The organism is Acinetobacter sp. ANC 3929, assembly GCF_000369405.1.
Lineage (GTDB): Bacteria > Pseudomonadota > Gammaproteobacteria > Pseudomonadales > Moraxellaceae > Acinetobacter.
In genome coordinates this window covers 152,677-166,715 of the sequence record NZ_KB850002.1, presented here as the reverse complement: position 1 = coordinate 166,715, position 14,039 = coordinate 152,677, and the positions used below count along the sequence as shown (strand labels likewise).

At 43.6% G+C, this 14,039-nt stretch carries 11 protein-coding genes; 8 read left to right on the top strand and 3 right to left on the bottom strand.

Annotated elements, in window-relative coordinates; translation table 11 throughout:
- Positions 1-6: 6 nt before the first annotated feature.
- From F909_RS00740 to F909_RS00775, 8 genes are all read left to right on the top strand, one after another.
- A complete protein-coding gene (locus tag F909_RS00740) occupies positions 7-1,509 on the top strand; it encodes a UvrD-helicase domain-containing protein (protein WP_005154916.1) in 1,503 nt (500 codons plus the stop codon).
- Positions 1,510-1,533: 24 nt separating this feature from the next.
- Positions 1,534-2,916, top strand: a complete 1,383-nt coding sequence (locus F909_RS00745) for an ATP-binding protein (protein ID WP_005154914.1) — start codon at positions 1,534-1,536, stop codon at positions 2,914-2,916.
- 251 nt (positions 2,917-3,167) lie between these two features.
- Positions 3,168-6,020, top strand: a complete 2,853-nt coding sequence (locus tag F909_RS00750; protein WP_005154912.1) for a monovalent cation/H+ antiporter subunit A — start codon at positions 3,168-3,170, stop codon at positions 6,018-6,020.
- Positions 6,013-6,381, top strand: a complete 369-nt coding sequence (locus F909_RS00755) for a Na+/H+ antiporter subunit C (protein ID WP_005154911.1) — start codon at positions 6,013-6,015, stop codon at positions 6,379-6,381. Before F909_RS00750 ends, F909_RS00755 begins: the two co-directional genes overlap by 8 nt.
- On the top strand, positions 6,381-8,192 hold the full coding sequence (locus F909_RS00760; RefSeq protein WP_005154908.1) for a monovalent cation/H+ antiporter subunit D: 1,812 nt from the start codon (positions 6,381-6,383) through the stop codon (positions 8,190-8,192). Before F909_RS00755 ends, F909_RS00760 begins: the two co-directional genes overlap by 1 nt.
- Positions 8,192-8,719 (top strand): Na+/H+ antiporter subunit E, encoded by a 528-nt coding sequence (locus F909_RS00765; RefSeq protein WP_005154907.1) that lies wholly within the window; start codon positions 8,192-8,194, stop codon positions 8,717-8,719. Before F909_RS00760 ends, F909_RS00765 begins: the two co-directional genes overlap by 1 nt.
- Positions 8,716-8,991: a monovalent cation/H+ antiporter subunit F gene (locus F909_RS00770; RefSeq protein ID WP_005154906.1), complete on the top strand. Its 276-nt coding sequence runs from the start codon at positions 8,716-8,718 to the stop codon at positions 8,989-8,991. Before F909_RS00765 ends, F909_RS00770 begins: the two co-directional genes overlap by 4 nt.
- 11 nt (positions 8,992-9,002) lie before the next feature.
- A complete protein-coding gene (locus tag F909_RS00775) occupies positions 9,003-9,377 on the top strand; it encodes a Na+/H+ antiporter subunit G (RefSeq protein WP_005154905.1) in 375 nt (124 codons plus the stop codon).
- 50 nt (positions 9,378-9,427) lie between these two features.
- On the opposite strand, the gene F909_RS00780 is transcribed toward F909_RS00775, so the two are convergent.
- From F909_RS00780 to nusA, 3 genes are read right to left on the bottom strand one after another with little or no spacing between them, the layout of a single operon-like run.
- The gene (locus F909_RS00780) at positions 9,428-9,829 is read right to left on the bottom strand and encodes a ribosome-binding factor A (protein ID WP_005154904.1); all 402 of its coding nucleotides are present in this window, start codon (positions 9,827-9,829) and stop codon (positions 9,428-9,430) included.
- Entirely contained in the window at positions 9,829-12,543 is a 2,715-nt protein-coding gene (infB, locus tag F909_RS00785; protein WP_005154903.1) for a translation initiation factor IF-2, read from the bottom strand. Before infB ends, F909_RS00780 begins: the two co-directional genes overlap by 1 nt.
- Positions 12,544-12,553: 10 nt before the next feature.
- Entirely contained in the window at positions 12,554-14,038 is a 1,485-nt protein-coding gene (gene nusA / locus F909_RS00790) for a transcription termination factor NusA (protein WP_005154902.1), read from the bottom strand.
- Position 14,039: the final 1 nt, after the last annotated feature.

The following is a 14,039-nucleotide window of genomic DNA, read 5'->3' as shown; positions in this document are numbered from 1 at the left end:
GAGCCTGTGTCAAATATAGAAAAACCCAAAGCCACCTATGAGCAAGCCATTGCGATAGACAATGCCCGTTTAGGTCAATCCTTTAAAGTGATTGCATATGCTGGCACAGGTAAAACCACAACACTGCAAATGATCAGCGATGCCATGCCTGAACGGCGTGGTATGTACTTGGCCTTTAACAAAGCCATTGCTTCAGAAGCACAAAATAAATTCCACAGCAATGTGAATTGTCGAACCTTCCACTCACTTGCATTCCGCAGTGCACCGCGTGGTGTGACCGACAAATTACGCTTACCACGCTTAAGCCCAAGTTTTATCGCGAAAGAATATCGCCTCGAACCGATTACGCTACGTCGCCTCATGGGTGGACGTTACGAAAAATACGTGTTGATGCCGAGTCGTTTGGCCAGCTTAGTAGCCAATGCAGTGAGCTACTTCTGTTCAACCAGTTCACAATATCCAGCCCCTCGGCATATTCAGGCACCGAGTTGGTTACATCTGGATGATATTGAAGCCTTACAACAGCACCTTTATCCTGCTGTAGAACGTCGCTGGCTTGAATCAATTGATCCCAATCATCAAGCAGGTATTGGACACGATATCTACTTAAAACTTTGGGCTTTATCAGAACCGAATATTCCTGCGGATTATGTGTTATTTGATGAAGCACAAGATGCCGATCCATTGATGCTTGGTATTTTACTGCGTCAGAAAAGTACCCAGGTCATTTATGTCGGTGATGCACACCAGCAAATTTATGCATGGCGTGGAGCAATCAATGCCATGCAGCAAATGCCATTACCTGAAAGTCGTTTAACCACCTCTTTCCGTTTTGGCGATGCCATTGCAGATGTCGCTAACAGCCTGCTTGGCGCATTAAATGAAACCGTCCCCCTACTTGGTAATCCAAACCAAAAATCAAGTGTGGTGAATAAGCCCCATACCAAGATGCGCGATGCGATTTTATGTCGGACTAATGCCCGCGCAATGGAATTATTACTTTCAGGTCTGGTCAATGGCGATAAGGTCGGTTTACAAGCTGACCAGCAGAAGCTGAGTCGTTTTGTCGATGCTGCAAGTTTATTGAAACAGGGTAAACGAATTACCGATGTTCCTGAGCTGGCTTGGTTTAACTCTTGGCATGATGTACACGAATATTGTGAAACCAATGATGGTAGTGATATCAAGCCCTTAGTTAAGCTAGTTGATGATCATGGAACTGATCCACTGAAAAAGGCACTGGCAAAAATCACGCCGATTGAACAGGCAGATTATGTAATTTCAACTGCACATAAAGCCAAAGGATTGGAGTGGAATCGTGTACATATTGAAGACGATTACCAATTTAAGATAAATGGATTAGAACATAAAATTACAGATGAAGAGCTAAGACTACTTTACGTGGCCTGCACGCGTGCTAAAGTAAGTTTAAATATTCATCATTTATACGACTTAATACAACAATTAAAACGGTGCGCTCCTTCAAGTCTTCGTCAGTCCGCAGGTTAAAGCGCTTATGATTGAGGTCAGCTTATGCAACTTGAATCGGTTCTCTTTAAACACATCGGGATGTTTCGGGATTTAAATCTCGAATTTCAACCTGAGCAATATCCTATTACTCTGATTTTGGGTGATCAAGCCACAGGCAAAAGCACCATTTTAAAAAACATCTATCAAAGCCTGACTTGGTTTTCTGCACGGTACAAGGATATTCGTACTGCAGGTGTAGTGATTGCTGATCAAGATATTATGCTGAATCGCTTACAGGCAAAAATTCAAATTCAGGTTCGTATGAGCAGTGAACTGAGTGGCACTTTGACTGAAAGTAGTTCATCACAACAAACCGACACTCAGGCCTGTGTATGGAAACTCTATAAAACATTTAATAGTCAAGGCGTTGGAATCAGCCAAGTGGAGACTCAACAGCTTGATCAAATGGTCACGCTGTATCAAAAAACGGGGCTGCAAGATCCTTTATTCGGATTCCCACTAATTGCGTACTATCCTGCCGAACGATTTGTCCAAGATATCAATTTGCAAAGCAAAAATACCCCAGGGACATTACAGGAAATTTCGGCCTACGATTTAACCGCTGTGCCCTATACGACGTTTGCCCGTTTTTTTGAGTGGCTGCGTGAAATCAGTGATGTCGAAAATGCACATTCAGCTCATATTGTTAGGCGTTTGATGGGCAATGATTTTAATCAGCAAAATCAATCAGAAGTACTTCAAGAATTACAACAGGAACTGATCAATCATCCCAAACAGTTGTCTGCACCCAATCTCTATGCCTTGAAAAATAGTCTGCATACGGTTTTCCCCGAATTAAACGATATTTACATTCAGTATGTCCCAAAGCTGCAATTGATGGTGCGCTACCAAGAGCAGTTGATTCCATTTCAACAACTCTCAGCCTCACTCAAAGCATGGATTGCTCTGGTTGGAGACATTAGTCGTCGACTCTGCTTATTGAATCAGCATTGTTTTGATCCTTGTTTAGAGGGTGAAGGTATTTTGATGATTGATCAAATTGATCATCAACTCGATCAGAATAACTGCGCTGAAATTCTCGAACGTTTACATCAAGCATTTCCTCGCCTGCAAATCATTGCCACGGGTAATCGCGACGCACTGCTCGAACATGCCGTGAATTACCAATGCCTAAAACTTGATCAAAAAGGTGCCTACCAACTCAATTTAGAAGCATCTCAACAACAGCTTTCAAATCTATATAATGAATTAACAAAAACTGAAGCCAGTGATGCAGCTCAAGCCCAAACTTTGCTGCAATCTGAACTTTTAACACATAAAGTGGATGATTTATTTCAGCAAATTCAGGAATTAAACGAACAAGAAAAGAGCGACTTACTCAACTTACTCAAGATTGATGACACACCTCAAGAAAGCCCTTTATGAAAGATTAGAGTGAGGGAATATTGAAATGTTTTCAATAAATTATGTTGTTTGTTTCATGTAATATCATCAGATTTTTGCTGATATTTTATAGTAAAATAAATCGTATTTTTTATTTTCAAGTTGTGCAATACAACTTGCTGCCTCCGTTAACTTGATTGGGCTTCAAGATTTAAAGTTTTTGGTATTCTCTTTGAGTGCCTGTAAGTCTTGAAAGAAAATTCACCCTTAGGTCTTCGACCTAAATCATCGACATGGATACCAGTGTGCTACCGATTATTATCTTATTACCGCTCATACTCGGCACCACCCTTGTCTCACAATTACAGCGTATTTCGCGTGGCGTGACGGCACTTGGGGCGATTGGCATCAGCCTTAGTTGTTTTATTTTACTTTTAACTCAGGCAGACACGGTTCTTCAGGGTAATACCCTGCAACAAAGCTGGGATTGGCTTCCACAGCTCGGAGTTAATCTGAGTTTTCGCCTAGATGCATTAGGCTTATTGTTTGGTCTGCTGATTAGCGGTATCGGCACACTGATTTATATTTATGCCTATTACTATCTCAGCCCTAAAAACTCTCTCAGTAAGCTTTACCAGTTATTGATGCTGTTTATGGCAGCCATGCTAGGGATTTCTCTCTCAAATAACTTAATCATCTTATTGGTCTTTTGGGAGCTCACCAGTATTTCATCGTTCCTGTTGGTGGGTTACTGGAGCCAGTACGAAGCTGCTCAACGTGGCGCACGCATGGCACTGACCATCACGGGAATGGGCGGCTTGGCAATGCTGGGTGGTTTTGTCCTGATTGGACAAATCACGGGAACCTATCAAATCGATGAATTGGTATTAATGAAAGATACCATTCAACAGCATGCGCTTTTCGTTCCAGCCTTACTTCTAATTTTATTAGGTGCATTTACCAAAAGTGCGCAGTTCCCGTTTCATTTTTGGTTACCCAATGCAATGGCCGCACCAACGCCTGTTTCGGCTTATCTGCACTCAGCAACGATGGTGAAAGCAGGGATATTCCTGCTGGCCCGCTTAGCACCTATCTTTATTGGTGCCGCGTTATATCACAACATCGTTACATTCGTGGGTTTATTCACCTTATGTATGGCAGCTGGTTTTGCGATCTTTAAAGAAGATCTCAAAGGGCTGCTGGCTTATTCGACCATCAGTCATCTGGGCTTGATCGTTTGTCTACTCGGTATTGGTTCGCCACTGGCCGTTGCTGCTGCAATTTTCCACATCATTAACCATGCAACGTTTAAAGCAGCCTTGTTCATGATTGCCGGGATTATTGATCATGAAACAGGAACACGTGATTTACGCAAGCTGAGTGGTATTTGGCAATTGCTTCCATTCACTGGAACCTTAACCATGATCACCGCTGCCTCAATGGCGGGTGTGCCACTGACCAATGGCTTTATCTCCAAAGAAATGTTCTTTACTGAGTTATTGGCCAACCTATCAGGTCCAGTGATGGTGATTTCAGCCATCGTTGCAACGCTAGCAGGTATTTTTGCAGTCAGCTATTCGATTCGTCTGGTACATGGTGTGTTTTTTGATGGCCCGATTGGCAAACATGTGCCTAATAAGGATGCACACGAACCACATTTAGGTATGCGCTTACCTGCCATCATCTTGGCAACTTTATGTATTTTAGTTGGCATCCTCCCTGCCCTACTGGCTGGGACCATGGTCAACAGTGTGACTCGTGCCAGTTTGGCACAGCCTGAATTCGAAGGCGTTCATCTCGCAATCTGGCATGGTGTTAATGCACCACTAATGATGAGTCTGATTGCATTAATCGGTGGATCGATTCTGTATTTTACATTGGCAAAAGAGGGTCGCATCCGCAAAATCGATCTGGATCCTTATCTCGGAAAGTTCCAAGGTAAAATCCTATTCGACCTGTTCCTTAAGAATTTATTGCTCATCAGCCGCAAGATCAAACAAAAGACTGAGAATGGTTCATTACAGAGCTACCTCCTCTTGATCGTATTGTTCAGCATTGTCATGGTTGGTCTACCGTTATTCAACCAAGGTTTAACGACGGGTACACGTGAATTGACACACGCGCCATGGGTGGCAATTGTGTTATGGCTCACGCTGTTCTCTGGCTGCTGGATGATGCTGTGGTTCCACCATGAACGCATCAAAGCAGTCTTGATCAGTGGTGCAGTCGGTTTGGTGGTGACCATGGTGTTCGTTACCTTATCTGCACCAGACTTGGCATTAACCCAGATTACCGTCGATGTTGTGACTACGGTTCTATTATTAATGAGCCTGTCGTTATTACCTCAACTCACCCCATATGAATCAAGTCGTTCGCGTCGTTGGAGAGATGCTAGCCTTGCCATTGCAGGCGGCTTAGGCATCGGTTGGATTGCATGGTTACTGTTGACTCGTGATCATAATTCCATTTCATGGTTCTTCATGCAACAAGCGATTCCACTTGGTGGTGGTTCAAATGTAGTGAACGTTATTCTTGTGGACTTCCGTGGATTCGATACCTTTGGTGAAATTACTGTCTTGGGTATTGCTGCGATTGGTGCACTTTGCCTTATGGATGGTATGCGCGCGCATGGTACCACCATGACGCAAGGCCTTTCTTATCGTTTTAACCCCTCACCCTTGATGTTCCGTATCACAGCATCTTGGATCTTACCGCTTGCTCTAGTCGTCAGCGTGTATATCTTTATGCGCGGTCATAATCTTCCTGGTGGTGGTTTTATCGCAGGTTTGATTACCTCATTGGCATTAATTATTCAGTACATCGTTTTAGGTCAAGACCAAACAGAACAGATGATCAAAGCAAAATCAGGTCGTCTGTATGAAGTATGGATTGGCTCAGGGTTAATCATTGCAGGTTTAACGGGTATTGCCGCATGGTTCTGGGCACGCCCATTCCTCACCAGCGCACATGTTTATGTTGAATTGCCTGTGCTAGGAAAAATGCATATTGCCTCTGCAGTGTCATTTGATTTAGGTGTCTACATTACCGTTGTTGGTGCCACCATGTTGCTGATCTCAGTGCTAGGGGATTCACGTCACTCCAGCATGGCTGGTCCAATCCCAAGTGGAGATAAACAAAATGGTTAGTATTGAATTTTTACTCGCTTCAGGGATTGGCTTACTCACAGCAACAGGTATTTATTTAATTCTGCGTGCCAGAACATTTCCTGTGGTACTCGGCTTGGCCATGATTGGTTATGCCGTGAACCTATTCCTGTTTGCAATGGGACGTTTACAGATCAATGCACCTGCTGTACTGACTGAAACCACCAAAGTCACTGATCCCTTACCTCAGGCACTGGTCTTGACTGCAATTGTAATTGGCTTTGCAACCACAGCCTTTATCGTACAACTTGCATTACGTAGCCGTTATGAGTCAGGTACAGATCATGTCGACTCGAAAGAAGAACCAACCGTAACTTATGACCCACGTGAGGATGAGCCATAATGTTTGATTTTTATAGTTTCTGGCACGCTCACGCTCCAATTATTAGTATTTTAATTCCTGCATTTACAGGCTTCATCTTGGTGCTATTGGGCAATCCTGGTTCAGGTTCTTTAAAACAAGATTGGCGTCAGCCTTGGCGTCGCGGGATTAGCCTTGCTTCCGCTATTTTAGGTTTAATCACCGCAATCAGTTATCTCAGTATTGCCAATACTGGGCAGATTACGGTGTATCAACTCAGTGAATGGTCTGCACCATTCGGGATTGTCTTAGTCCTCGATCGTTTATCTGCATTTATGCTGGTACTCACCTACATTCTTGCAGTCCCTGTGATTTGGTATGCAAGCGATAACTGGGACACGCGTGGTCGTTATTTCCACACCATGCTGCATCTCCTGCTCATGGGAATCACAGGTGCGTTCTTAACGGGTGACTTGTTTAACTTATTTGTCTTCTTTGAAATTCTGCTATTGGCTTCTTATGTACTGTTATTACACGGTCAAGGACGTCCACGTTTTCAACTGGGGGTTCATTACGTCACCATTAACCTGCTTGCCTCTGCCCTATTCCTGATTGGCCTAGGCATGATCTATGGTAGTGTTGGTAGCTTAAACATGGCCGATGTAGGTCGTCTGGTTCCTCTGCTCGATGGTGACCAGCACAAGCTTGCGATTGCAGGTGGAATGCTACTATTTGTGGTGTTTGGCATTAAAGCGGCAATGTTGCCTGTTGGCTTCTGGTTACCGAAAACCTATGCCGTTGCCAGCACACCCGTCGCAGCCATTTTTACCATCATGACTAAAGTCGGGATTTATGCCATTTTACGTGTTAATGGTACCGTCTTTGACGACGCTATGGCACAAAGCATTTTCAAAAACTGTCTGCTCGTTATTGGTCTTGTGACCTCTCTTTATGGTGTGATTGGGGCAATTGGCGCAGAACGTCTACGTCGTTTTGTGGGCTTTATGGTGCTGTCATCGATTGGTACGTTACTGATCGCGCTTGCAATGTTCAATACACAAGCATGGGCCGCCGCACTGTATTATGTGGTTCATAGTACCTTAATCGCAGCGTCGTTCTATTTATTCTGTGGTTGGATGACTTCACAACGTGGTGCTTTTAAAGATCATTTAAAAGTCGCACCAAAGATCAAACAGGAAAAGGCGGCTGCTTTTACCTACTTTATCATTGCTCTGATGATGGCAGGTTTACCGCCATTTAGTGGTTTCTTGGGTAAAGTCTTTATTTTGCAAGCCACTGCGGAAACACCGTATCAGGGTTGGATCATTGCAGTTATTCTGATTGTCAGCTTACTGAGCATTATTGCATTGACTCGCGTTGGTTTTATCCTGTTCTGGCGTGCAACACCACCTGAAGAAGATTTGAAAGAAACCGCTTATGCTGAATATCAGGCCTTGCCTGAAGTTGCACCAAAGCGTAATGATACGGCGATTTACGTCTTACTTGGCGCTTTGATGACCTATGTTGTCTTTGCTTCACCAATTCAAAATTATACGGTTGCAACAGCACAGCAAATTCAGAACCATGCGCTTTACAACCAGACGATCTTAAAAAATGATGCTCAAGGTCGCCCAATTAGCGTACAACCTTATGACCCAAGCTATCTACCAGAAACTAAATATGGTGGTGAAGTTGAAGATCATAACGCATTGCTGATCCCAGATATTATTTCAAAACCAACCCTTCAAGGTGGGCACATTTCTGAATATAAGCAGCGTCAAATTGCTGAGCAAATCCTAGATGCACCAACCATTCCAAATGCAACCCAGTTAAAACCAATGGAGGATCACTAATGCAAAAACAATCTTTGCTTGAGCGTTGGTTCCCGCATCCATTTGTGTCTTTTCTGATTTTTTTGAGTTGGTTGATGCTGGCACACAGCCTCGATGCTACTGATATTTTAATCGCACTGGTTTTGGCTATCGGGATTTCCCGTCTAGTGAGCCCTTTTATTGCCAGAACTCCTCATATCCATTGGATTCCGGCGATCAAATTAGTTTTTGTGGTGTTATGGGATATTGTGGTTTCTAATTTCCGTGTTGCCAAGATGGTACTTGGACCAATGGATAAACTCCACCCCAAATGGTATCGCGTCCCACTTGAAACTGAGCACGAGCAAGTGAATACCTTGCTGGCAATGATCATCACCACCACACCAGGTACCGTTTCAGCCGGTATCGATCAAGAGCGTGGTGATATTCTGGTACATGCGCTCAGTTCAGATGACACCGAACTCGACATTCAAGAGATCAAAACCCGCTATGAAACGCCTTTAATCGAAATCTTTGATGTAAAGATTGCTGAAGGAGCAACTAAATGACTATTTTACCTTATGCACTTGGGATTGGCTTAATTGCCATTACGATTTCAATGTTTTTGTGTTTGATTCGTCTGATTGTTGGCCCTTCTGTGATTGACCGTTTGCTAGCCTTGGATACCTTATTTTTGAATGCAACCTGTCTCATCGTTGTATTGAGTATCTACTGGGTGAGCACCAATCTATTCGAAGGTGCGCTCTTGGTTGCAATGCTTGGTTTTGTCTCGACTGCCGCGCTTGCTCGTTATTTCACTACGGGTCATGTGATTGATTAAGGAGCGACATTATGCAACTCATTCTTGAAATTATCGTTTCATTCTTTGTGGTCTTTGGTGCTTTCTTTATGCTGATCGGCTCAATCGGTATGATTCGCCTACCTGATCTGTTTATGCGTCTACACGCCCCAACCAAATCAAGTACCTTGGGTCTAGGTAGCTTCCTGATCGCTGCCATGATCTTTGCTGCCATGCATGGTCGCTTTGGTTTTGCTGAATTGCTGATTACTTTGTTTGCGTTTATTACCGCGCCAGTATCTGCCAATTTGATGGCACAGGCTGCAATTCATCTACGCTTACGTTCAACCAGTGGTGATGTACCTGAAGCACTAAATCGCCCACTGCCTTGGCAACGTTATCGTCGTCATCCATTAAAGAAAGATTAATCTCATCAAGCCATAAAAAAGCCACCCGAAGGTGGCTTTTTTATATCTATTTATTTCTGTTCATCTTGCTCTTGTTCAGGCAGATCTTTAACCGCTTCAGCAATCAGACCAAACATATAGTTACCATAGGCATTGGTCTTATCGTAATGGAAACGCAATCTTGGCGTAATACGTGTCTTGATACGACGACTCAATTCATGACGCAAGAAACCAGAAGCTTTATTCAATACATCTAAAGTTTCTTTATTTGCAGCTTCACTTTGATCATCACCAAGCGCACGCCCCATTACAGTGACATATACTTCAGCATATCCCATATCTGCACTGACTTTCACGGCTGAGATGGTCACGAGACCACCTAGACGTGGATCTTTAAGCTCCTGACGGATGAGCTCAGACAACTCACGTTGTACTGAATCCGCCATGCGCTTTAAGCGTTGGCTACCCGCCATTAAAGACTCCGTTTAATCAATTGAACATCATAGACTTCGATCTTATCTTTCTCTTTGATGTCTTTATAACCTTTCACCGCAAGACCACATTCCATACCGGCACGAACTTCTTCAACCACTTCTTTATAACGACGAAGAGATTCAAGTTCACCTTGGAACACAACCACGTCATCACGTAGTACGCGAATCGGTTTGTTACGGTGTAATACACCTTCAAGTACCATACAGCCTGCTGCTGCACCAAACTTACTTGAATGGAACACTTCACGAACTTCAGCAACACCCAGAATCGTTTCACGATGTTCTGGTGCAAGCTTACCGCTCATTGCAGCTTTAACATCATCAATTAAATGATAAATGACGCTGTAGTAACGGATATCAATACCGTCTTGATCAGATTTTTGACGAGCAGTGTTGTCTGCACGTACGTTAAAACCTAACAAGACCGCTTCTGACGATTCAGCTAAAGTAACATCCGACTCAGTGATCGCACCAACACCTGAACCGATTACACGGACTTTAACTTCATCAGTAGAAAGCTCATCAAGCGCAACATGCAATGCTTCCAAGGTACCACGAACATCAGTTTTAAGTACGACATTCACATAAGGAATATCTTTTTTACCCATAGATGCCATGATGTTTTCAAGACGCATTGCACTTGCACGCTCTAAACGCTTATGACGCTCACGGTCAGAACGAGCATCAGCAACTTCACGTGCTTTCTTCTCATCATTGACAACAAGAACTTCATCACCCGCCATTGGCGCATCAGGTAAACCTAAAATCTCAACTGGAATTGAAGGACCTGCAGAAGTAATACGCTGACCATTTTCATCAACCATCGCACGAACACGACCATAAGATGAGCCTGCAAGTACCAAGTCACCAATGTTCAATGTACCGTTTTGTACCAGAATCGACGTTACTGCACCGCGACCTTTGTCTACACGTGCTTCGATTACAACACCTTGTGCCGCACCTTCAGCTGAAGCTTTAAGCTCCATCAATTCGGCTTGGATCAAGATTAAATCAAGTAAGCCATCGATACCTGCACCAGAGTGTGCTGATACTTTTGCAATTGGAACATCACCGCCCCACTCTTCAGGTACGATACCTTTGGTGGTCAATTCGTTTAATACGCGGTCTACATCAGCTGATTCTTTATCCATCTTGTTGATGGCAACAATAATCGGTGTACCAGCAGCACGCGCATGGTCAATTGCTTCCGCTGTTTGTGGCATTACACCATCATCAGCAGCAACAACAAGTACCACGATATCAGTCGCTTTTGCACCACGTGCACGCATTGATGTAAACGCAGCATGTCCCGGAGTATCTAGGAAAGTAATAATACCTTTCTCAGTTTCAACGTGATAAGCACCGATATGCTGAGTAATACCACCCGCTTCACCCGCAGCCACTTTAGAGCGACGGATACGATCCAGTAACGATGTTTTACCATGGTCAACGTGACCCATGATCGTTACAACTGGCGGACGAGTTGTTTGCTCACCACGTGCTTCTTCAGCCGCAACCAATAAATTATCTTCTGCTTGCGTATCAGAAACTAAAACTGGATTGTGGCCCAATTCTTCAACTACAAGTACAGCAGTATCTTGATCAATCGCTTGGTTCTGAGTCACAAGCTCGCCCATCTTCATGAGGGTCTTGATCACTTCACGAACTTTAACTGCCATTTTTTGTGCAAGATCAGCAACAATGATTTTCTCACCGATCTCAACATCATAAATTTGCTTTTTAACTGGTTTTTCAAAACCATGTTTATTTGCCTGGCTGGTTTTCAAGCCGCGCTTATGATGGCTTTTGCTGAAGCTTTGCTCAGACTGAGCATCGCCACCACGACCGCCTTTCTTACCAGCACGTGGATTTGCAGTTGCGCCGCCACGTTTGATTTCACGGTCTTCCTTATTGAAGGAATCTTCATATGCTTGACCAACAAGACCAGCAGCTAAAGGTGAATCATCAATCACACGGATTGTTGCAGTCGCATCATCATTTGAATATTTTGATGCCATCTGACGCATTTGCTCAAGTGTACGTTGCTGCGCTTCTTCAGCTGCTTTACGACGTACGACTTCTTCAGTCGCTTTCAACTGAGCTGTTTGCTCTTCACGTGCTTTCTTTTGCTCTGGTGTTTCTGTAGGACGAATAACTGGTGCTTTAATCACTTTATCGCTATTACGCTTTTTCACCACAACAGCAGTTTTTGCTTGTGTTTGACCTGCACTGTCAGAAGTATGCGCTGCACGCATTGCTTCTAAAGTTGCATTGGCTTTTTGTTCAGCGGTATTACGTGCAGTTTGTTCAGCTTCATTACGTACTTTTTGTTCATTACGTACTTTTGCATCTGCTTCTACACGCGCTTTTGCTTCAGCAGCAAGCAATTCAGGGTTTGGTTTAGCAAAAACTTGTTTTTTGCGAACTTCAACATTAATGCTTTTCGCTTTACCTGAAGTACTTGTAACTTTAGCAGTACTCGTTGTTTTACGTTTCAACGCAATCTTTCCTGTGTTACCACTTTCCTGACCATGTACTTTTTTCAAGTGATTGACCAAAGTATCTTGCTGTTCAGTGGTAATAATGTCATCTGCTTTACGCTGTGGTAGACCTGCTTCGCGAACCTGCTCTAGGAGTTTCTCTACAGGACGTTCTACGCTGAGCGCTAACTCTTGAATCGACTTGTCCGTCATCTATTATCTCCTAGTTAAACCATGATTCACGTGCTTTCATGATTAACTGACCTGCTTTGTCATGACCTAAACCTTCGATATCCGAGATATCATCAGTTGCTTGGTCTGCCAAATCATCAACAGTAACCACACCACGCGCCGCCAATGCATACGCAATCTCAGTCGTCATACCTTCCATACCGAGAAGTTCTGCACTTGGCTCTTGAATATTTTCTTGCTGTTTTAAAGCATCCGTTAAAGCGGCTTCTTTAGCACGGCTTTGCAACAATTCAACTAAATCAGCTTCAAGCTCGATTTCATCAAATGTTTCAGCGGGTACATAAGCAATCTCTTCTAACGAAGTGAAGCCCATTTCAACCAATGCCATCGCTAAGTCTTCTTCAATATCCAGACGAGAAACAAACATGTCTAAATATTGTTGCGCTTCATTTTGCTGACGTGCACGATACTCTTCTTCCAACATCATGTCGAGTTTATAACCCGTCAATTCTGATGCTAAACGAACATTTTGCCCTTGTGAACCAATTGCTCGCGCTAACTGATCATTGGTCGCAAAAATGATATCTGCACTACGTGTATCTTCATCAAGTACGATACCCGATACATCAGCAGGCTCTAATGCACTTGCGATATATTGCGCTGGATCGTCAGACCACACCACAACATCAATACGCTCACCATTTAATTCCTGCTGTACTGCTTGAATACGTGTACCACGCATACCAATACATGCACCCACAGGGTCAATACGATGGTCATTGGTTTTCACTGCAATTTTAGCACGAACGCCTGGCTGACGCGCTGCTGCTTTAATTTCGATGATTTCTTCAGAAATTTCTGGAATTTCTTTCTTCATCAAAGCAATCAGCATTTCAGGGCGAGCACGCGACAATAACAATTGTGCACCGCGACCTTCACGGTTCACGTTAAACAAAATTGCATTGATACGTTGCTTAGGACGCAAAATTTCTTTGTGAATGGTTTCTTCACGTGCTAAATACGCTTCTGCATTATCGCCAAGATCAATGATAAAGCCATCTTTGGTTTGCTTTTTCACTTCACCGTAAATCAGCTCACCGACTTTAGATTCATATGCATCAGCAACCAATGCGCGTTCAGCTTCACGAATCTTTTGTACAATGACTTGTTTTGCAATTTGTGCCGCAATACGACCGAATTCAATCGATTCAACTTCCAATTCACGTACATCACCAATTGACCACTGAGCAGGGTCTACATCAGAAATCGCGTCTTGGCATGCTGGCATTTCATGATCTTCATCCGCAACCACAGTCCATTGACGGAAAGTACGGTAATCACCTGTTTTACGGTCAATCTCAACACGAAGTTGAGCTTCTTCAGAACGTGTGCCTTCGTAAAACTTTTTCTTCGTTGCCGCAACAAGTGCTTGCTCTAACGCTTGGAAGATCGCTTCACGACTAACACCTTTTTCATTACTAACCGTTTCTGCAACGGTAAGAATTTCGCGGCCCATA

Coding starts and splice junctions, on each gene's coding strand:
- F909_RS00745 (WP_005154914.1), top strand. CDS start 1,534: ATGCAACTTGAATCGGTTCTCTTTAAACACATCGGGATGTTTCGGGAT.
- F909_RS00750 (WP_005154912.1), top strand. CDS start 3,168: ATGGATACCAGTGTGCTACCGATTATTATCTTATTACCGCTCATACTC.
- F909_RS00755 (WP_005154911.1), top strand. CDS start 6,013: ATGGTTAGTATTGAATTTTTACTCGCTTCAGGGATTGGCTTACTCACA.
- F909_RS00760 (WP_005154908.1), top strand. CDS start 6,381: ATGTTTGATTTTTATAGTTTCTGGCACGCTCACGCTCCAATTATTAGT.
- F909_RS00765 (WP_005154907.1), top strand. CDS start 8,192: ATGCAAAAACAATCTTTGCTTGAGCGTTGGTTCCCGCATCCATTTGTG.
- F909_RS00770 (WP_005154906.1), top strand. CDS start 8,716: ATGACTATTTTACCTTATGCACTTGGGATTGGCTTAATTGCCATTACG.
- F909_RS00775 (WP_005154905.1), top strand. CDS start 9,003: ATGCAACTCATTCTTGAAATTATCGTTTCATTCTTTGTGGTCTTTGGT.
- F909_RS00780 (WP_005154904.1), bottom strand. CDS start 9,829: ATGGCGGGTAGCCAACGCTTAAAGCGCATGGCGGATTCAGTACAACGT.
- infB (WP_005154903.1), bottom strand. CDS start 12,543: ATGACGGACAAGTCGATTCAAGAGTTAGCGCTCAGCGTAGAACGTCCT.
- nusA (WP_005154902.1), bottom strand. CDS start 14,038: ATGGGCCGCGAAATTCTTACCGTTGCAGAAACGGTTAGTAATGAAAAA.